The sequence below is a fragment of the Streptosporangium sp. NPDC000509 genome, from assembly GCF_042898365.1.
GTDB lineage: Bacteria > Actinomycetota > Actinomycetes > Streptosporangiales > Streptosporangiaceae > Streptosporangium.
Map to the genome: position 1 here is coordinate 106,759 of NZ_JBIAYX010000018.1, position 17,833 is coordinate 124,591.

The following is a 17,833-nucleotide window of genomic DNA, read 5'->3' on the forward strand; positions in this document are numbered from 1 at the left end:
ATAGCCGGGTCACGCCCCCCGATGCGTGGTAGGACGGTAGGACCGTCGCCGCCGGGGAGGAGGTCCCGTGCACGAACGACCTCGCCGGTCGGACCCGCCCGACGAGCCCGGCCGTGGCGGGGGACGCCGGTCAAGGCGGGCCCGCAGGGCCGCGCGGGCGGCCGAGGATCAGGTGTGGCCGCCCACCGACCCGGACCTCGACGACGAGCGCCGCCCCTGGCCGGCGCCCGAGGACGACGAGTATCGCCCCTGGCCGCCGCCGGAGGACGAGCCGTCCGACGCCCGCTCCAGTCTGACCTGGCCTCCCCGCATCCCCGAGCCCGGCGACGACCTGCCGCCCTCCGCCCGCTGGTACGGCACGCCCATCGCCCCTCCCGAGCGTCGCCCCGGGCGCCTGCGCCGTGTGCTGCTCGTACTGCTCACCCTGGCCGCCGGTGCCGGCGTCATCGCCGTGGTGGCCGTACTGTCCCTGCGGGCACTGCCCTCCCCGCCGCCGGAGCGGGTGGACGATCCGGTCGCGGGGGTGAGCTACCCGCTGCCGGAGCGCTGGCTCACCGGTACGGTGCCGCCGGTCACGGAGTTCACCTCGGCCGCGGGCGACGGCGTCAACACGACCGTGATGGTCATGCCCGCCGAGCCCGCGAACGACGCGCGCGCCACCACCACCGAACTCAGCGACCTGTACGCGCGGCTCCTGCTCCACGGTGACGAGGTGAAGGTCGTGGACGACACGGAGATCACCGTGGGCGCGCGTACCGGGCACACCCGCGCCCTGCGCGCGGAGTACCTGGACGTGGTGAACCGGCCGGCGTACCTGCGTGTGGTCTTCCTCACGGGAGCGGGAAAGCGCCCGGTGGTCGTGGTGGCGATGACCCAGCCGGACGACCCCGTGTCGAGGGCCGAGATCGACACGGTGATCGCGGGCTTGCGGTGAGCGGGCGCCGCGCGAGTCCGGCTCCGCGATTCGACGATCTCCGCTCCGCGGACCAATAGCACGAAGGGACGACCTTGGCGAGGATCTCGGCCGATCGGCACGTCTTGTCGGCGGCGCAGATTACCCTGGGGACACTGTGAGCACTTTCGCCGCATCCCACCTCTCGCCCTCATATCCGGACCGTGCCGCCTGGGGCACCGCGCCGAAGCTTCGCGCGTGGCAGCAGGAGGCCTTTGACCTGTACTCCAGCCGTGCGCCGCGCGACTTCCTCGCGGTCGCCACACCGGGTGCGGGCAAGACGACCTTCGCGCTCCGCATCGCCAGCGACCTCCTGTCACGAGGGATCATCCGGGCTGTGACGATCGTCACACCCACGGAGCACCTCAAGCAGCAGTGGGCGGACGCCGCGAGCAGGGTCGGCATCGCGATCGACCCCGAGTTCAAGAACAGTCAGGGCGCGACCTCCCGTGACTACATCGGGGTGGCCATCACCTACGCCCAGGTTTCCATGCACCCGGCACTGCACCGCGCCCGCACCGAGGCTCGCAAGACGCTCGTGATCTTCGACGAGATCCACCACGCGGGCGACGCGAAATCCTGGGGCGACGGCGTGCGGGAGGCGTTCGAGCCGGCCGCCAGACGCCTCGCCCTGACCGGGACCCCCTTCAGGTCCGACGTCAACCCGATCCCCTTCGTCACCTACGCCGAGGACGGCGACGGGGTCCGGCGCAGCGTCTCCGACTACTCCTACGGGTACGGCCCGGCACTCGCCGACGGCGTCGTCAGGCCGGTCATCTTCCTCGCCTACGCCGGTGAGATGCGCTGGCGGACCCGCGCGGGCGACGAGATCGCCGCGACCCTCGGCACCCCGCTCACCAAGGACCAGCTCGGCCAGGCGTGGCGGGCCGCACTCGACCCGAAGGGCGAGTGGATCCGCCAGGTCCTCCGGGCGGCAGACCGGCGCCTGACCGAGGTGCGCAGGGGCGTGCCCGACGCCGGTGCCCTGGTCATCGCGACCGACCACGAGACCGCGCGCGCCTACGCCCGCCACATCCGGACCATCACCGGAGAGGGCGCCACGGTCGTGCTCTCCGACGACCCCACGGCCTCCAAGAAGATCAAGGAGTTCTCCGCCTCCGAGCAGCGCTGGCTGGTCGCGGTCCGGATGGTCTCGGAAGGGGTCGACATCCCGCGCCTCGCCGTCGGCGTCTACGCGACGAGCATCTCGACCCCGCTGTTCTTCGCCCAGGCCGTCGGACGCTTCGTCCGCGCCCGTAAACGGGGCGAGACCGCGTCGGTCTTCGTGCCCTCCGTGCCGACCCTGATGGGCCTGGCGGGGGAGATGGAGGCCGAGCGCGACCACGTGCTCGACCGCAAGCCCGCCGAGGAGGGGCTGGACGACTTCCTGCTGGAGGACGCCCAGCGTAAGAAGGACAACCCCGACGTCGTGGGCGACGAGCTGCCGTTCGAGACGCTGGAGGCGGTCGCCACGTTCGACCGGGTCCTCTTCGACGGCGGCGAGTTCGGCAGCGCCGCGGAGACCGGATCCCCCGAGGAGGAGGACTTTCTCGGCCTGCCGGGCCTTCTGGAGCCCGACCAGGTCCGCACCCTGCTGAGCAAGCGCCAGTCCGACCAGCTGAAGGCCAAGCGGAAAAATCCCGAGCCCAAGGAGCCGGACCTCGCCCCGCACGAGCTGATCGCCAACCTCCGCAGGGAGCTCAACGGCCTCGTCGGCGCCTGGAACCACCGCACCGGCCAGCCTCACGGAGTCATTCACGCAGAGCTACGCAGGGCCTGCGGCGGACCCGCCATCGCGCAGGCCTCCGCCGAGCAGATCCAGGAGCGGATCGGCAAGATCCGCCACTGGGCCACCCAGCGCTCCCACTGACCCGGCCACCGGGTCGGACGGCCTTCCGTCCGATCCGGTGACTCGACCTCGATCACCCCGGCGAGAGTTCCCCGGCCAGGCCATCCGGTCGGGGGTTCGAGCCCGGTCCGGTCGCCGGGCGCACTCTCGGCCCGGCCACCTGTCCTGACGAGGGCGCGCCCGGTCCGGAGATCCGGGCGGTACGGGTCGCCCTGAACGGCGGGCCGAGTGGTTCGGGCGAGCCGGGCCCTGGATCACCGGACTCACCGGGCCGTGGACGGCTCCTCCGGTACGCGACCCGGCCTGGCGAGGGCGATCGGCCTGCCGGTCCGCCCGTCGATCGCCCTGAACGCCCCCGTGTCGCGCACCGGTACCGTGAGCGGCACCTCCAGGGAGGCGACGCCGCCGGCGACGCTCACGGGCCACGTGGTGGCGCCGGAGGAGCGTCTGCGTGCCCTGTCCTCCCGCATCCAGACCTTGATCGTGCGATTTTCGTGGTGCAGGACCACGGTCGCGGTGTCGCACTCGTCGGCTCTGGCCTTCCAGAAGAGCGTCACGCCCCGTGGTGCGCCCTGACGGCGAGCCAGCCGCACCCGCTCCGGAGCGGGCATCCGTCCCCGGCAGGAGAGGCCCCGCCTGCCGGAGGAGACACCGGGCCCGTTGCCCGGCACCCGCTCCCCTCGCACCGCCTGCGCTCCCCGCGTGTCCCACATGCCCTGCCGCGCCGCGTCCGGAAGCGGTGCGGGCACCCGGGACGGCGCGAGCGGGGGCCGAGGCCGGATCCAGGACTCGGTCCGGGGGGCGATCCGGGATCCGGCCGGAGGGCCTGCCAGGGAGCCGGTCAGGGTCGCCGGGCGCGGGAGCGCGGTGATCGGAGTTGGGGCGGGAACCTGGACGACGGTGGTGGCCCAGACCGTGGCCGCCTCCAGCGCGACCAGCGAGAGCACGCTCGTCAGCCGTACCAGCGTCCCTCCGCGAAACAGGTTCCACAGGCACAGCGGGGTCAGGATCAGCCAGGAGACGCCGAGCACGAACATATGAGATCACCACCGGTAGTAAGAGGTATCAACTCTCCGTGATACTCCTGCCGCCACCGGTGATGGTGCTGTTTGCCCATCCATGCCGATCCGGTAATCGTTCGAATGCTCAGAGTAGGCGTCGCTGGTAGCGTGTCGTTGTCACTACCCCGGGCCCGCCACCGGGTTCCCCCGCAATGCTTTCAAAGAGGACAAGTGTTGGCCGAGATGATCCGTACCGAGATCATGGAGTACGTGGCTCCGATGTTCGAGCAGATCATGGCGAGGATGGACACCCTCGCCACCAAGGACGACGTCGCCGGACTCCGGCAGGAGGTCACCGAGCTTCGGTTCGATGTGGCCAAGTGCGCCACGAAGGAAGAGCTCGCCGAGGTCAAGGAAGACATCGCTGAGTTCAAGGCCGAAGTCAAGGAAGACATCGCTGAGTTCAAGGCCGAGGTCAAGCAGGACATCGCTGAGTTCAAGGCCGAGGTCAAGCGGGATGTCGCTGAGCTCAGGGCCGAGGTGGCGGAGGTCAAGGAGGAGGTGGCCGAGCTGAAGGTGGGGCTCGCGGAGGTCAAGGAGGATGTCGCCGAGCTTCGGCTCGATGTGGCGAAGTGCGCCACCAAGGAGGAGCTCGCCGAGGTCAAGGAGGAGGTCGTGGGAGTCAAGCAGGACATGAGGGCCATGGCGTACGACATCGGCGAGCTCAAGGAGAACTACAGGACCATGGACGGGAAGCTCGACCGGATGATCCTCTTTCTGGGGATGCCGAAGAGCTGAGAGATCGTCAGGCCGATCGGACCACGGGGGTTCCCGTGAGGCGGGCTCCGGCGGAGCCGAGTTCGGCGAGGGTGGTCTCGGTGGTGGGGGCGGACACCCCGGCGGTGAGGTCCAGCAGCACCTGAACGGACAGTCCGTGCGCGACCGCGTCCAGGGCGGTGGCCCGCACGCAGTGGTCGGTGGCGATGCCGACGATGTCCACCGCGTCCACGCCGCGTTCGCCGAGCCAGTCGGCCAGGGAGGTCCCGTCGGAGGTGACGCCCTCGAAGCCGCTGTAGGCGGCGCTGTGGGCACCCTTGCTGAAGACCTCCTCGACGCGTGAGGTGTCGAAGGCGGGGTGGAAGTCGGAGCCGGGTGTCCCGGCGACACAGTGGGCGGGCCAGGTGGTCACGTAGTCGGGTTCGGCGGCGAAGTGGGAGCCGGGGTCGATGTGATGGTCACGGGTGGCCACGACGTGGTCGTAGCCGTGCGAGGCGGCGTGTGCCGAGATAGCGGCGGCCACCTCCGCGCCGCCGCCGACCGGGAGGCTCCCGCCCTCGCAGAAGTCGTTCTGGACGTCGACGATGATCAGTGCTGTTGGCATGCGATCAGTCAAACACGGTTGGGATCGCGGCGTAGCCCCGGGACAGCTGATAGGCGTTGGAGGGCAGCTCGGCGACGGCCTCGCGGTGCCGCGCGCGGCTCTCCTCCAGCTTCTCGCGGCCGACGACCTCCCCCTCCCTGACCAGCGGAACCTGTAGCGGGCGGGCGTTCGAGGGGTGCTCGCCGGAGACGGTGACCACCTCGGCGGCCGCCGTGCCCTCGGCGTCGAGCTCGCGGAACGCCTCCTTGCGTCCGCCCCGGCTGGGCTTGCCCACCGACTTCTTGGCCACCGGCCGCATGACCCCTTCGGCGTCCTCGCGGGCGACGAGCTTGTAGACCAGGGCGGCGGTGGGCGAGCCGGAGCCGGTGACCAGCGACGTGCCGACGCCGTAGCCGTCCACGGGCGCGGCGGCGAGCGCGGCGATGGCGTACTCGTCGAGGTCGCCGGTCACGATGATGCGGGTCTTGTGGGCGTCGAGCGCGTCGAGCTGCTCGCGGACCTCGTGGGCGACCTGGCCGAGGTCGCCGGAGTCGAGGCGGACCGCCCCGAGGGAGGGGCCGGCGAGCTCCACCGCGGTCCGCACGGCCTCGGCCACGTCGTAGGTGTCGACGAGCAGCGTGGTATCGGCGCCGAGGGAGGCGATCTGGGCCCGGAATGCCTGCTCCTCCGAGTCGTGGAGCAGGGTGAAGGCGTGGGCGGCGGTCCCGGCGGTCGGTATGCCGTACTCGTGGCCCGCCATGAGGTTGGAGGTGGAGGAGAACCCGCACAGGTAGGCGGCCCGCGCCGCGGCCACCGCCGCCGCCTCGTGGGTGCGCCGCGAGCCCATCTCGATGAGGGGCCTGGTCCCGGCGGCGCGGATCATGCGTGTGGCGGCGTTGGCGATCGCGCAGTCGTGGTTGAGGATCGACAGGATCACGGTCTCCAGCAGCACGGCTTCGGCGAACGTGCCCTCCACCGTCATGATCGGGGAACCGGGGAAGTAGCACTCGCCCTCGCCGTAGCCGTCCACTTTCCCGGAGAACCGGTATCCGGCGAGGAACTCCAGGGTGGGCTCGTCGACCACCTCGTTGTCCCGCAGGAACGCCAGCGACTCCTCCTCGAAGCGGAATGACTCCAGCGCGTCCAGCACCCGGCCGGTCCCCGCCACGACCCCGTAGCGCCGCCCGCCGGGCAGCTGGCGCGCGAACACCTCGAAAACGGCCCGTCTGGAGGCGGCCCCGCTTCTCAGCGCCGCCTCAAGCATCGTCAGCTCATAGTGATCGGTAAGCAACGCGGTGCTCATGCTCTTTGTCACGAGTCGAAGACTAAGCCCGGGGTAGGGCAGACTGGTGAATGTGGGTAGCACCGCTCCAACGGAGGTCGAGCGTCCGTCAATTGACGTACGGCCCGATCTGCCATGGTTGACGATCGTCTGGAACGACCCGGTCAACCTGATGTCCTACGTGACGTACGTCTTCCAGTCCGTTTTCGGATACTCCAAGGAGAAGGCGGAGAAGTTGATGCTCGACGTGCACCACAAGGGCAAGGCCGTGGTTTCCAGCGGCACCCGCGAGGAGATGGAGCGCGACGCGCAGATCATGCACTCGTACGGGCTGTGGGCCACCGTCCAGCGGGATTCGTGAGCGCGCGAGCGGCCGGGCGTCACCTGTCGTCGCGCGGTGACCTGCCGGGCCCGAGGCGGCAGGACTCGAAACGGCGGGCGGGTCTCGGGCGGAGCCCGCGAGAAATGGTGGGCGAGAGATGAGTTCGGGGTTCAAGCCGGGGCACGGGGGCGGTGTGATCACGGTTTTCGACGCCGCCGAGGTGTCGATCCTGCGCTCGCTGGTCACGCAGATCCTGGGCCTGATCGAGCCGGGGGAGACCGGTGACGACCCCCTGGAGAAGGCGCTCGGCATCGGCCCCTCCGAGCAGTCCGACGATCCGGTGCTGGCCCGGCTCTTCCCCTCGGCGTACGAGGACGGCGAGGCGGCCGCCGAGTTCCGCAGATACACCGAGGCGACGCTGCGCGAGGGCAAGCGGGCCGACGCCAAGGCGATGCTCGACAGTGCGGAGGCCGGCAGGGTCGAGCTGACCAGGGAGCAGGCGCAGGCGTGGATGCGCGCGCTGAACGACGTGCGCCTCGCGCTCGGCACCCGGCTGGAGGTGACCGAGGAGGTGCACGACGAGATCGCCGACATGCCGGAGAGCGATCCCCGCTATCCGGCATACGTCATCTACGACTGGCTCACCTACCTCCAGGACACCCTGGTCCGCGCCCTTTGGTAGCTTCCAGTCATGCTCACCATCTCTCGGGAACTGGTTGACCGGATCATCGCGCACGCTCGGGCGGACCATCCCGACGAGGCCTGCGGCGTGATCGCCGGGCCCGTCGGCTCCGACTCCCCCGAACGGTTCATCGCGATGGAGAACGCCGAGCGGTCGCCGACGTTCTACCGGTTCGACTCGCTGGAGCAGTTGCGTGTCTGGCGGGAGATGGACGACCGCGACGAGGAGCCGGTGGTCATCTACCACTCCCACACCGCCACCGAGGCCTACCCCTCTCGCACCGACATCTCCTACGCCGCCGAGCCGAACGCCCACTACGTGCTGGTCTCCACCCGCGAGGAGCTGGGGGAGAAGGCCGAGTTCCGCTCGTACCGGATCATCGACGGTGTCGTGAGCGAGGAGGAGGTGACGATCACCTCCGGGTGAGCGTCACCTTTTCGGGTCCTGGCGCCGGGGCCTCCGGGGTGGGGACCTTACCTCCATGCCCTGGTGTCCCGGCTCCCTCGTCTCCGCGTTCGGGTGGCATCCGGGATTCGTACGGGGTCGGTGTCCGGTACGGCCGTGGGACGAATGAACCCTTTGGGTAAGCTGGTGGGCATGCTGACCGCCGCCCCGAGCCAGGAGGACGTGGTGCTCTCGCGTCCCGGCCCTCGGGCACGGCGCGCGGGTGTCGCGCCCGTGCAGAACTTCCTGTTCGCGCACACGCCCTTCGTCGTCGTCTACGACTGTCGCTGACCGGCTTTTCTGGAATCCTCCGGTGCTCACCGGTGTTCTGATCCGGTGGGCCTCTCACTCCCATGACGACACAAGGAGACTGACCCGCGATGGCCATCGAGGTTCGCATTCCGACCATTCTGCGCACCTACACCGACGGCGCCAAGGCCGTCGACGCCAAGGGCGCCACGCTCGAGGAGCTGATCGGCGATCTGGAGGTCCGGCACCCCGGGCTGAAGGAGCGCCTGGTGGACAAGGGCGCGCTGCGCCGCTTCGTGAACGTCTACCTGAACGACGAGGACGTCCGCTTTCTGGGCGGGCTGGAGACCCCGGTCGCCGACGGCGACACGGTCACCGTCCTGCCCGCCGTGGCCGGCGGATCCCGCTAGCCGCGTGGCGCCGCCCGCACCGCGGGAGTTCCGTGGTCTTTCGCGAGATCGGAGAGCTCTCCCGGGCCGGGCGGCGCGCGCCGCGGTTTTCGGGCTGTCACCCCGAGGCGCCAGGTCTGTCATCACAAGGTCAACCCGAGGCGGAAGCCGTATACCATGCGTTTTGACTCACTGATCGAATCGGTCGGCCGGACCCCGCTGGTCGGCCTGCCCAGACTCTCGCCCTCGGAGGACGTACGGATCTGGGCCAAACTCGAAGACCGCAACCCGACGGGTTCGATCAAGGACCGTCCGGCGCTGTGGATGATCGAGCAGGCGGAGAAGGACGGGCTTCTCCAGCCGGGCTGCACGATCCTCGAACCCACGAGCGGCAACACCGGCATCTCGCTCGCGATGTCCGCCAGGCTCAAGGGCTACAAGCTGATCTGCGTGATGCCGGAGAACACCTCGGAGGAGCGTCGCCAGCTGCTGCGCATGTGGGGGGCGCAGATCATCTCCTCGCCCGCGGCGGGCGGCTCCAACGAGGCGGTGCGGGTCGCCAAGGGCCTGGCGGAGGAGAACCCCGACTGGGTGATGCTCTACCAGTACGGCAATCCGGCCAACTGGCGCTCGCACTACGAGTCGACGGGGCCGGAGATCCTGGAGGATCTGCCGTCCGTCACCCACTTCGTGGCCGGTCTGGGCACCACGGGCACCCTGATGGGCGTCGGCAGGTTCCTGCGCGAGCACGTTCCCGGTGTGAGGATCGTCGCCGCCGAGCCGCGTTACGGCGAGCTGGTGTACGGGCTGCGCAACGTGGACGAGGGCTTCATCCCCGAGCTGTACGACGCCGACGTCCTGACCACGCGGTTCTCGGTCTCCTCGGCCGACGCGCTGCGGCGCACCCGGGAGCTGCTGTCCGGCGAGGGCATCTTCGCGGGGGTCTCCACCGGTGCCGCCCTGCACGCCGCGCTCGGTGTGGCGGCGAAGGCCGTCAAGGCGGGGGAGCGGGCCGACGTGGTGTTCGTGGTCGCGGACGGCGGCTGGAAATACCTGTCCACCGGCGCCTACGAGGGGACGCTCGACGAGGCCGAGGAGCGGCTCGAAGGCCAGCTCTGGGCCTGAACGCCGCCCGAGGGAAAAGCGAATCCCCGGCGGGGCCGAAGCCCCGCCGGGGATCTGGGGGGCCCGATCCGAACGAGATCGGGAGTCCGGGTGGATCAGTTGAACAGGAGCCTCATCGAGAAGGTCCCCTCGTTGCCCGACTGGGTGCCGCTCACGCCCACGGCGCGGAGCACCTGGAGGTTGGCCTTCTCGTCGCCCTGGAGGTTGCCGAGATAGAGGTTCTCCACCTTGTCCAGGTCGGCGTAGAGGGCGAAGGTCGCCTCACCGGCGTTGGGGATCGCGAGCTGGAAGGTCTCGCTGTCGCCCAGGGCGCCGTCCTTGTTGAGCTCGGCGGCGTAGTCCTGCGCGCTGCCCAGGACGAAGACGCCGTCGCCGGGAACCTTGGCGAGCTGCGGGACGGCCGTCCCGGAGTCCGCGAGGAACCTCTCGATCTTGCCGACGACCTCCTGCGCCTTGGCCGGGTCGGTGACGATCTTCGCGCCGAACTTCGGCTGGTTGCCGTCGAGGCCGTTGGAGTCGAGGGCGATGGTGATGTTCTTGCCGAGCAGCGTCACCAGGTCGTCGGGGAGCGCGAGGCCGTAGTTCTGCTTGGCCTGGTCGGTGAACTGCTGGACGCCGCCGCCCGCGGCCTGGTCGGCCGACTTCATGAGCTGTGCCCACTGCTTGCCGACCACCTCGCCGAGACCCGAGATCGAGATCGCGCCGGCGGTGGAGGCGGGAAGCGTGCTGATCCTGGAGGGCTCGGGATCGCCCATGTCCAGGTTCTCGACGCCGCGGCTGATGCCCGCGAGCTCGACGTACTCGCTGTCGAAGCGGAGGGCGCCCGCCACGCGGGCGTTCTTGACCTGGGCGAGGACGGTGGGGTCCTGGGCGGCCAGTTCGGGGGCCATTTCCGCGAGCTTGCCCGCGTCGGCCCAGAAGGAGAGCACACCGGTTTCGCCGAGGGCGCTCAGGTCGTCGGAGAAGTCGGCGTTGCCCGACAGCGGCTCGGCGGCGACGGCCTTGTCGGCCTCGGCCTGGGTTGGGGTGAGCAGCGCGTAGTCGTCGCGGAACGCGATGCCGTACTTCTCCTTGCCCATCAGCTTCGCGATGCCCGCCGTGGCCTTGTCCTGGTCGGTGACCTGGACGGCCACCACGACGCCGGGCTCGGCGCCGGCCTTGGCCGGGGCCAACGCGGCCACGCCGACGCGGACGCCGAGCCAGGGCTCGATGTCGGTGGCGTAGTCGACCTTGCCGAGGTCGTCGGCGTCCTTCTTGATCAGGTCGAAGATCGCCTTACGCGGGTCCTCGCCGCTGAAGGAGTCCTTGGTGGTCGTGAACTTCCTGGCGATGTTGAACAGCGCCACCTTCTGGTTCGCGGCCGGGTCGAGGTCGAGGCGGATGTAGCCGACGGCGTTGCCGGGCAGTACGTCGTGCGGCTGCGCGCCGCCGCCGCTGAGCAGGTTGATCGCGAAGAAGCCGCCACCGCCCACGAGGGCGACGACCAGCGCGGCGACCACCGCGAGCAGCCAGCCCTTGCCGCCCTTGCGCGCGGGAGGTCCCGGGGGAGGCCCGGCGCTCAGGAAGTCGGGCCCCTGCTGCCAGTTCCCCGCCTGCTGCCCGTATGCCTGCTGGCCGTAGCCCTGCTGCTGTCCGTACGGCTGACCGGCCTGCTGTCCGTACGGCTGACCGGCCTGCTGGCCGTAGTTCTGCTGTCCGTACGGCTGCTGGCCGTAGCCCTGCTGCCGGTGGCCGGGCTGCTGTTGCTGCGGGTAGGGCTGGCCCTGCTGCGGGTAGGGCTGCCCCTGCTGGTAACCGCCGGAAGGCTGTGGGTATCCGGGCTGGCCGTTCTGCGGGTAGGCCTGCGTGCGCGGCTGGTCGTTCGGCTGTGCGCCCTCGTTCCAACGGTAGGCGATCGTCCTGTCGGGCTGCTGACCCGGATCGGGCGACTGGTTAGGGGGATTGTTGGCAGGCATGATCACTCACAAGGTGGACTTCGCGGATAGGGAGAAGTTAGTGCACGCTGCTAGCAACCCGCTTGCATTGAACTAACTATGTGATTGTCACGTCTAAGCGGGATCAGTCCCTGCTCAGTGCGGTTTCTTCGCCCATCGTGATCTTTGTCGCCCTGTTCCCGCAGGTCACTGTCGTCCCTTCCTTACCGCGGAGCTTGTTTCCCCGATGGCTCCTGCGCCCTGGCGACTCCCGGGAAGAGAGCGCCGAGGACCCGGGGAGGCGACGGTCGCATGGAATGGGTAAAGTGACCCCTCTAGAACAAGATTCGGGGGCGCGGATGGCGAAGTTCGACGAGGCGACAGCGGTGACCAAGGTGGACGAGACCACCTACGACGCGTGCCTCGACCCCGGATACTCCATCGGCGGCCCCCTGAACGGCGGCTATCTGATGGCCGTGCTGCTGCGCGCGGTCGTGGACGCCTCCCCTCACGAGCATCCGGTGAGCACGAGTGTCCAGTTCCTGCGGGCGGCGAGGCCCGGCCCCGCGCGGGTGCGCCTGGAGCAGATCAAGACCGGCCGCACCGCCACGATGACCAGGGTGGCCCTTGTCCAGGAAGGGACGTCCTTCATCGAAGGGCTCGTCACGACCGCGACGCTCAGCGATGCCGTCCCCGACTGGACGGACGGGCCCTCGGCGGTGATGCCGCCGATCGAGCGATGCGTCTCGCTGCCCGCCCCCAAGGACGCGTCGAACCTGACGTTCAGCGCCCAGGTGGAACTCGCCTTCGACCCTCCCACCGTCGGCTGGGTCGACGGCCGTCCCACCGGCAGGCCCGAGGCCCGCGCCTACTTCCGGCTGGCCGAGCCGCAGGACCCCGACCCGTACGTGCTGGCGCTCGCCGTCGACGCTCTCCCGCCGGTGGTGTTCTCCGCGGGGGCGCGCGGCTGGGCGCCCACGGTCGACCTCACCTGGCATCTGCGTGCCCTGCCCGCACCCGGCTGGCTCACCCTCCTGGGCGGGGGTCGCCTGATCAGTGACGGCTGGTTCGACGAGGAGGTCGAGGTGTGGGACTCCGCGGGCCGCCTGGTCGCCCAGTCCCGTCAGCTGGCCCGCGTCGGGCGGGGCTGACGTCCGCGCTACGGGACGTACTACAGACACCGTACGACTGAATGTCATGAAAAATACATGGCTGAGCTGGTATTCGGCGTTGTGAGGATTCTTACCGTGATCGGCCGTCCCGGGTCGCCTAGCCTGGGGAACTGTGTCGCAAGCGAGCATTGGAATCTTTGACAGCGGTGTCGGTGGCCTCACGGTGGCTCGGGCGATCATCGACCAGCTGCCCAACGAGTCGATCCTCTATGTGGCCGACACGGCGAGGCAGCCGTACGGCCCCAAAACCATCGCACAGGTACGCGCCTACGCGCTGGAGGTGATGGACCACCTCGTCGAGCACGACGTCAAGATGCTGGTGATCGCGTGCAACAGCGCGAGCGCGGCGGTGCTCCGCGACGCGCGGGAACGCTACGCCGTCCCGGTCGTCGAGGTGATCCAGCCGGCCACCCGCCGTGCCGTGCGGGCCACCCGCAACGGCAGGGTCGGGGTGGTCGGGACCAGGGCCACGATCGAGTCGATGGCCTACCACGACGCGTTCACCGCCGCTCCCGACGTCCGGCTCACCGGGGTGGCCGCGCCGCGCCTGGTGGAGTTCGTCGAGCGGGGGGAGACGATGAGCGACGAGCTCATCGACGTCATCCGCGAATACCTGGAGCCGGTGCTCGCCGACGGGTGCGACACGCTGATCCTGGGGTGCACGCACTACCCGCTCCTCACCGGGCCGATCTCCTACGTGGTGGGAGACGGCGTGACGCTGGTGTCCAGCGCCGACGAGACGGCCAAGGACGTCTACCGCGTCCTGCACGACCGGAGCCTGGCCGCCGCGGGGGACGAGCCCAGGCACCGCTTCCGTGCCACCGGCGACGCGGGACTCTTCGCCGACCTCGGACGACGGTTCCTCGGACCGGAGATCCAGGCGGTCGAGGTGGCGGTGGTAGGGGATGTTCCGAACAACGGGCATCGCGTGTGACGGTGCCCGGGCGCTCCGTAGGGGGAGCGCCGGGGATCGGCGGACGAAGGGGGACGGACACCGGCCACCGGCGCCCGCGCCGTGACACGCGGCGCCGCACAGTAACCGTAGGAGGCCGCCGTGAAGTTGACGATCATTGGATGCTCGGGGAGTTTCCCCGGGCCCGACAGCCCTTCCTCCTGCTACCTGCTGGAGGCCGACGGGTTCCGCATGCTGCTCGACTTCGGGAACGGCGCGCTCGGCGCGCTCCAGAGGCACATCGGCCTGTACGACGTGGACGCGATCTGCCTGTCGCACCTGCACGCCGACCACTGCCTCGACATGTGCCCGTACCACGTGGTGCGCACCTACTCGCCCGGCGGCCCGCTGCCCAAGGTGCCGGTGTACGCCCCCTCCGACGCCCGCGAGCGCCTGAACTCCGCCTACGCGATGCCCGACGAGCCGCCACTCGACACAGCCTTCGAGTTCGTGAGCCTGACGCCGGGGACGTTCGAGGTCGGCCCCTTCGAGGTGACGGCCGCCCCGGTGAACCACCCCGTGGAGACCTACGGGTTCAGGGTCTCCCACGGCGGGCGCTCGGTGGCCTACTCCGGGGACACCGGCGAGAGCGCCGAACTGGTCAAGCTCGCCTCGGGGGCCGACGTGCTCCTGTGCGAGGCGTCCTACCTCGACGAGCCCGGACTCCCCGCCGGCCTGCACCTGAACGGCCGCCAGGCGGCCGAGCACGCGGCCAGGGCGGGCGTGGGCACCCTCGTCCTCACCCACCTGGTGCCCTGGAACGACCGCGACCGCGTCCTGGAGGACGCCTCCCGCGGGGGGTTCGCCGGACGGATGGAACTGGCACGGAGCGGGGCCCGGTATGACCTAGGGTGAACGTCATGGCTCGCGCAGATGGACGTACTCCCGATCAACTCCGCCCCGTCACCATCACCCGGGGCTGGCTCGCGCACGCCGAGGGCTCGGTGCTCGTCGAGTTCGGCGGCACCAAGGTGCTCTGCGCCGCCTCCGTGCAGGACAGCGTCCCGCGCTGGCGCCGGGGCAGCGGCCAGGGCTGGATCACCGCCGAGTACGCCATGCTGCCGCGCGCCACGAACACCCGCAACGACCGCGAGTCGGTACGCGGCAAGATCGGCGGCCGTACGCACGAGATCTCCCGCCTGATCGGCCGCTCCCTGCGCGCCTGCGTCGACTACAAGACGCTGGGCGAGAACTCGATCGTCATCGACTGCGACGTGCTCCAGGCCGACGGCGGCACCCGCACCGCCGCCATCACCGGGGCGTACGTGGCGCTGGTCGACGCGGTCGCGTGGATGCGCAAGCGCAAGATGTGCGGCGGAGACCCGCTGGTCGACTCGGTCGCGGCGGTCTCCGTCGGCGTCGTCGGCTCGACGGCGCTGCTCGACCTCTGCTACACCGAGGACGTCGCCGCCGAGACGGACATGAACGTGGTGATGACCGGCTCCGGCGAGTTCGTCGAGGTCCAGGGCACCGCCGAGGGCAAGCCGTTCGACCGCGCCGCCCTCGACGAGCTGCTCGACCTCGGCGCGGCCGGCTGCGCCGAGCTCACCCGCCTCCAGCGGGAGGCGCTGGCATGAGCCGCTTTCTCCCGGTGAATCGTTCAGGAACGAGGCGGTCGGCATGAGCGAATCCGGTACGACCGAGATCGAGACCGGTGCGGCCCAGTCCGGTGCGGCCCGTGTGGTCCTCGCCACCAGGAACGCGGGAAAGATCGCCGAGCTGCGCCGGATCCTCGCCGACGCCCGGGTCCCGGTCGAGATCGTCGGGCTCGAGGAGTTCCCCGAGATCGGCGACGTCGCCGAGACCGGCCTCACCTTCGCGGCGAACGCGCTGCTCAAGGCGCACGCGGTCGCACAGCAGTCCGGCCTGCCCGCGATCGCCGACGACTCCGGCCTCTGTGTCGACGCCCTGAACGGCATGCCGGGCATCTTCTCCGCCCGCTGGGCGGGAAGGCACGGCGACGACCAGGCCAACCTCGACCTGCTGCTCGCCCAGGTCTCCGACGTGCCCGCCGAGCACCGGGGCGCGCACTTCGCCTGCGCCGCGGCGCTCGCACTCCCCTCGGGGGAGGAGCGGGTGACCGAGGGGGCGCTGCGCGGCGTGATCATCGACGCCCCGCGCGGCACCGGCGGCTTCGGCTACGACCCGATCCTCGTCCCCGAAGGCGAGACCCGGACCACCGCCGAACTGTCCGCCGCGGAGAAGGACGCGATCAGCCACCGTGGCCGCGCCTTCCGCGCCCTCGCCCCCGTCATCGCCGAAATGATCGCCTGACGGCGCGAGCCGCGCGGACGACGGCCGAGGAGCCCGAGACGTCCAGGTCGCGCCTGTAATCAGCGCGTAAGAACCCGCGGCCCCTTATGGGCGTAGCGTCGGGGGTATGCAGAGCAACAAGCGTGTGCCCTCCTGGGCCCCGGCGCTGATCGGTCTGGTGTCCGGCGCGGTGGCGGTGGCGGTGTCACTGCTCGTGGCGGGCCTGGTGAACCCCGTCGCCTTCCCGGTCGTCGCGGTCGGCAACTCCGTCGTCGACCTCACCCCTGCGCCGCTCAAGGAATGGGCGATCCGCACCTTCGGCGAGAACGACAAGACCGTGCTGCTCGCCGGGATCCTCCTGGTCATGGCCGCGATCGCCGTCGCGCTGGGAAGGGCCGCCGTCCGCGACCTCCGGTACGGGATGGCGGGTCTGGCCGCGTTCGGCCTCGTCGGTGTCGTCGCCGTGCTGACCCGGCCAGGGGCCGGACCGGTAGACGTCGTCCCGACGCTCGTCGGGGTGGGCGCCGGCATGCTCGTTCTGCGGTGGCTCGTCCGTCGCGCCCTCGTACCCGACGACGCCTCGGCCGGGTCGTACGCGGGGGTGTCGGGTGGCGCCTATGTCGTGGGTGCCGCGGGGGCCGCGCACGACACCGGGCCGGGCCGCCAGGAAGAGATTTCGCACGACACCGGGCAGGAACGCCTGCGGCCGGTCTCGCCCGAGTCCTCATCGGAGGCCGGGGAGCGGACCGGTCCGCAGGTACCGCCCGTCATGCGGGCGGGGAACGACCTGCGCGCCTTCGACCGCCGGGGCCTGCTGACCGGCGCGGTCGGCGGCGTGGCTCTCGCGGGGGTGGCGGGTCTGGCCGGGCGCGCGCTCTCCGGGCGGGCCGAGGTGAACGCGGCACGCAGCGGCATCACGCTGCCCCTGCCCGCGAAACCCCTCCCCGCGCTGCCAGCCGGGACCGACCTGAGGATCAGGGGCCTGTCGTCGTTCGTCACCCCCAACAACGACTTCTACCGGGTCGACACCACCCTGTCGGTCCCCCAGGTCGACCCGCACGACTGGACCCTCACCATCCACGGCATGGTCGATCGGCCCGTGGAGCTCACCTTCGCCGACCTGATGAAACGCGCCGTGGTCGAGGCCGATGTCACGCTCTGCTGCGTCTCCAACGAGGTCGGCGGCCCCTACATCGGCAACGCCCGCTGGCTGGGCGTCAGCCTGGCCGCGGTGCTGCGCGACGCGGGCGTTCAGAAGGACGCGGACATGCTGCTCAGCACCTCCGCCGACGGCTGGACCGCGGGAACCCCGGTCGACGTCGTGATGGACGGCCGCGACGCCCTGCTCGCCTTCGGCATGAACGGCGAGGTGCTCCCCGTCGACCACGGCTTCCCGGTCCGCCAGGTCGTCCCCGGACTCTACGGCTACGTCTCGGCCACCAAGTGGGTCACCGACATCAAGGTCACCCGCTTCGACGAGGACGAGGCCTACTGGACGCCCAGGGGCTGGTCCGCGAAGGGGCCGATCAAGACCCAGTCGCGCATCGACCTGCCCAGGGACGGCGCGAGCGTCCCCGCCGGCAAGACCGTCGTCGCGGGGGTCGCCTGGGCACAGCACAAGGGCGTGGACGCGGTCGAGGTCCGCGTCGACCAGGGCGAGTGGCGCCAGGCCCGCCTCGCCGAGGCCCCCACCGCCGACACCTGGCGCCAGTGGGTCCTCGACGACTGGGACGCCACCCCCGGCGAGCACACCATCGAGGTCCGCGCCACCGACACCACCGGCTACACCCAGACCGCCGAGCGCGCCTCTGTCGCCCCGGACGGCGCCACCGGCTGGCACACCATCCGGGTACGGGTCGGCTGACCCTGGCTGTGCCGCTTCGCGATC

19 protein-coding genes are annotated in these 17,833 nt (G+C 70.5%); 15 read left to right on the top strand and 4 right to left on the bottom strand.

The window, feature by feature from the left end; genetic code table 11:
- The first annotated feature begins 67 nt into the window (after positions 1-67).
- Entirely contained in the window at positions 68-934 is an 867-nt protein-coding gene (locus ACFY3D_RS30230; protein ID WP_350949853.1) for a hypothetical protein, read from the top strand.
- Between the two features lie 136 nt (positions 935-1,070).
- Positions 1,071-2,822 (top strand): DEAD/DEAH box helicase, encoded by a 1,752-nt coding sequence (locus ACFY3D_RS30235; protein WP_362925131.1) that lies wholly within the window; start codon positions 1,071-1,073, stop codon positions 2,820-2,822.
- Positions 2,823-3,064: 242 nt separating this feature from the next.
- Here the strand turns inward: ACFY3D_RS30235 and ACFY3D_RS30240 are convergent, their stop codons facing one another.
- Complete coding sequence (locus tag ACFY3D_RS30240) at positions 3,065-3,838, bottom strand: hypothetical protein (protein WP_389985517.1); 774 nt, start codon at positions 3,836-3,838, stop codon at positions 3,065-3,067.
- Between the two features lie 198 nt (positions 3,839-4,036).
- Here ACFY3D_RS30240 and ACFY3D_RS30245 point away from each other — a divergent pair, with 198 nt between their 5' ends.
- Positions 4,037-4,600, top strand: a complete 564-nt coding sequence (locus tag ACFY3D_RS30245) for a hypothetical protein (RefSeq protein WP_389985520.1) — start codon at positions 4,037-4,039, stop codon at positions 4,598-4,600.
- A gap of 7 nt (positions 4,601-4,607) precedes the next feature.
- On the opposite strand, the gene ACFY3D_RS30250 is transcribed toward ACFY3D_RS30245, so the two are convergent.
- Positions 4,608-5,183, bottom strand: a complete 576-nt coding sequence (locus ACFY3D_RS30250) for an isochorismatase family protein (RefSeq protein WP_350949849.1) — start codon at positions 5,181-5,183, stop codon at positions 4,608-4,610.
- 4 nt (positions 5,184-5,187) lie between these two features.
- Positions 5,188-6,477 carry a nicotinate phosphoribosyltransferase gene (locus ACFY3D_RS30255; RefSeq protein WP_389985524.1) on the bottom strand — a complete coding sequence of 430 codons (1,290 nt, stop codon included), beginning with the start codon at positions 6,475-6,477 and terminating at the stop codon, positions 5,188-5,190.
- 40 nt (positions 6,478-6,517) lie between these two features.
- Between ACFY3D_RS30255 and clpS the strand changes: the two genes are divergently transcribed.
- The 6 genes from clpS (at position 6,518) to ACFY3D_RS30285 (ending at position 9,655) form a co-directional block, all read left to right on the top strand.
- The gene (gene clpS / locus ACFY3D_RS30260; RefSeq protein WP_329091067.1) at positions 6,518-6,805 is read left to right on the top strand and encodes an ATP-dependent Clp protease adapter ClpS; all 288 of its coding nucleotides are present in this window, start codon (positions 6,518-6,520) and stop codon (positions 6,803-6,805) included.
- A gap of 118 nt (positions 6,806-6,923) precedes the next feature.
- A complete protein-coding gene (locus tag ACFY3D_RS30265; protein WP_389985527.1) occupies positions 6,924-7,448 on the top strand; it encodes a DUF2017 domain-containing protein in 525 nt (174 codons plus the stop codon).
- A gap of 9 nt (positions 7,449-7,457) precedes the next feature.
- Complete coding sequence (locus tag ACFY3D_RS30270) at positions 7,458-7,874, top strand: M67 family metallopeptidase (protein WP_350949846.1); 417 nt, start codon at positions 7,458-7,460, stop codon at positions 7,872-7,874.
- A gap of 144 nt (positions 7,875-8,018) precedes the next feature.
- Entirely contained in the window at positions 8,019-8,183 is a 165-nt protein-coding gene (locus ACFY3D_RS30275) for a hypothetical protein (protein ID WP_350949845.1), read from the top strand.
- An 89-nt stretch (positions 8,184-8,272) separates the two neighbouring features.
- A complete protein-coding gene (locus ACFY3D_RS30280; RefSeq protein ID WP_350949844.1) occupies positions 8,273-8,551 on the top strand; it encodes a MoaD/ThiS family protein in 279 nt (92 codons plus the stop codon).
- Between the two features lie 156 nt (positions 8,552-8,707).
- Positions 8,708-9,655: a cysteine synthase gene (locus ACFY3D_RS30285; protein WP_350949843.1), complete on the top strand. Its 948-nt coding sequence runs from the start codon at positions 8,708-8,710 to the stop codon at positions 9,653-9,655.
- A 95-nt stretch (positions 9,656-9,750) separates the two neighbouring features.
- Here the strand turns inward: ACFY3D_RS30285 and ACFY3D_RS30290 are convergent, their stop codons facing one another.
- Complete coding sequence (locus ACFY3D_RS30290; protein WP_389985530.1) at positions 9,751-11,610, bottom strand: DUF3352 domain-containing protein; 1,860 nt, start codon at positions 11,608-11,610, stop codon at positions 9,751-9,753.
- A 317-nt stretch (positions 11,611-11,927) separates the two neighbouring features.
- Between ACFY3D_RS30290 and ACFY3D_RS30295 the strand changes: the two genes are divergently transcribed.
- The 6 genes from ACFY3D_RS30295 to ACFY3D_RS30320 all read left to right on the top strand — a co-directional run bounded on the left by ACFY3D_RS30295 (position 11,928) and on the right by ACFY3D_RS30320 (position 17,809).
- Positions 11,928-12,719: a thioesterase family protein gene (locus ACFY3D_RS30295; RefSeq protein ID WP_389985533.1), complete on the top strand. Its 792-nt coding sequence runs from the start codon at positions 11,928-11,930 to the stop codon at positions 12,717-12,719.
- A 133-nt stretch (positions 12,720-12,852) separates the two neighbouring features.
- Positions 12,853-13,674: a glutamate racemase gene (gene murI / locus ACFY3D_RS30300; RefSeq protein ID WP_389985536.1), complete on the top strand. Its 822-nt coding sequence runs from the start codon at positions 12,853-12,855 to the stop codon at positions 13,672-13,674.
- Positions 13,675-13,794: 120 nt separating this feature from the next.
- Positions 13,795-14,547 (top strand): MBL fold metallo-hydrolase, encoded by a 753-nt coding sequence (locus ACFY3D_RS30305; RefSeq protein ID WP_389985539.1) that lies wholly within the window; start codon positions 13,795-13,797, stop codon positions 14,545-14,547.
- A 5-nt stretch (positions 14,548-14,552) separates the two neighbouring features.
- Positions 14,553-15,269, top strand: coding sequence for a ribonuclease PH (rph, locus tag ACFY3D_RS30310; protein ID WP_350949838.1), 717 nt, complete (start codon positions 14,553-14,555; stop codon positions 15,267-15,269).
- A gap of 43 nt (positions 15,270-15,312) precedes the next feature.
- Complete coding sequence (locus ACFY3D_RS30315) at positions 15,313-15,966, top strand: XTP/dITP diphosphatase (RefSeq protein ID WP_389985542.1); 654 nt, start codon at positions 15,313-15,315, stop codon at positions 15,964-15,966.
- Between the two features lie 106 nt (positions 15,967-16,072).
- Positions 16,073-17,809, top strand: coding sequence for a molybdopterin-dependent oxidoreductase (locus tag ACFY3D_RS30320; RefSeq protein WP_389985545.1), 1,737 nt, complete (start codon positions 16,073-16,075; stop codon positions 17,807-17,809).
- Positions 17,810-17,833: the final 24 nt, after the last annotated feature.

Bases quoted from the DNA above. Each gene is read 5' to 3' on its own strand.
- ACFY3D_RS30240 (WP_389985517.1), bottom strand. From the start codon at position 3,838: ATGTTCGTGCTCGGCGTCTCCTGGCTGATCCTGACCCCGCTGTGCCTG.
- ACFY3D_RS30250 (WP_350949849.1), bottom strand. From the start codon at position 5,183: ATGCCAACAGCACTGATCATCGTCGACGTCCAGAACGACTTCTGCGAG.
- ACFY3D_RS30265 (WP_389985527.1), top strand. From the start codon at position 6,924: ATGAGTTCGGGGTTCAAGCCGGGGCACGGGGGCGGTGTGATCACGGTT.
- ACFY3D_RS30270 (WP_350949846.1), top strand. From the start codon at position 7,458: ATGCTCACCATCTCTCGGGAACTGGTTGACCGGATCATCGCGCACGCT.
- ACFY3D_RS30275 (WP_350949845.1), top strand. From the start codon at position 8,019: ATGAACCCTTTGGGTAAGCTGGTGGGCATGCTGACCGCCGCCCCGAGC.
- ACFY3D_RS30280 (WP_350949844.1), top strand. From the start codon at position 8,273: ATGGCCATCGAGGTTCGCATTCCGACCATTCTGCGCACCTACACCGAC.
- ACFY3D_RS30285 (WP_350949843.1), top strand. From the start codon at position 8,708: ATGCGTTTTGACTCACTGATCGAATCGGTCGGCCGGACCCCGCTGGTC.
- ACFY3D_RS30290 (WP_389985530.1), bottom strand. From the start codon at position 11,610: ATGCCTGCCAACAATCCCCCTAACCAGTCGCCCGATCCGGGTCAGCAG.
- ACFY3D_RS30295 (WP_389985533.1), top strand. From the start codon at position 11,928: ATGGCGAAGTTCGACGAGGCGACAGCGGTGACCAAGGTGGACGAGACC.
- rph (WP_350949838.1), top strand. From the start codon at position 14,553: ATGGCTCGCGCAGATGGACGTACTCCCGATCAACTCCGCCCCGTCACC.
- ACFY3D_RS30315 (WP_389985542.1), top strand. From the start codon at position 15,313: ATGAGCGAATCCGGTACGACCGAGATCGAGACCGGTGCGGCCCAGTCC.
- ACFY3D_RS30320 (WP_389985545.1), top strand. From the start codon at position 16,073: ATGCAGAGCAACAAGCGTGTGCCCTCCTGGGCCCCGGCGCTGATCGGT.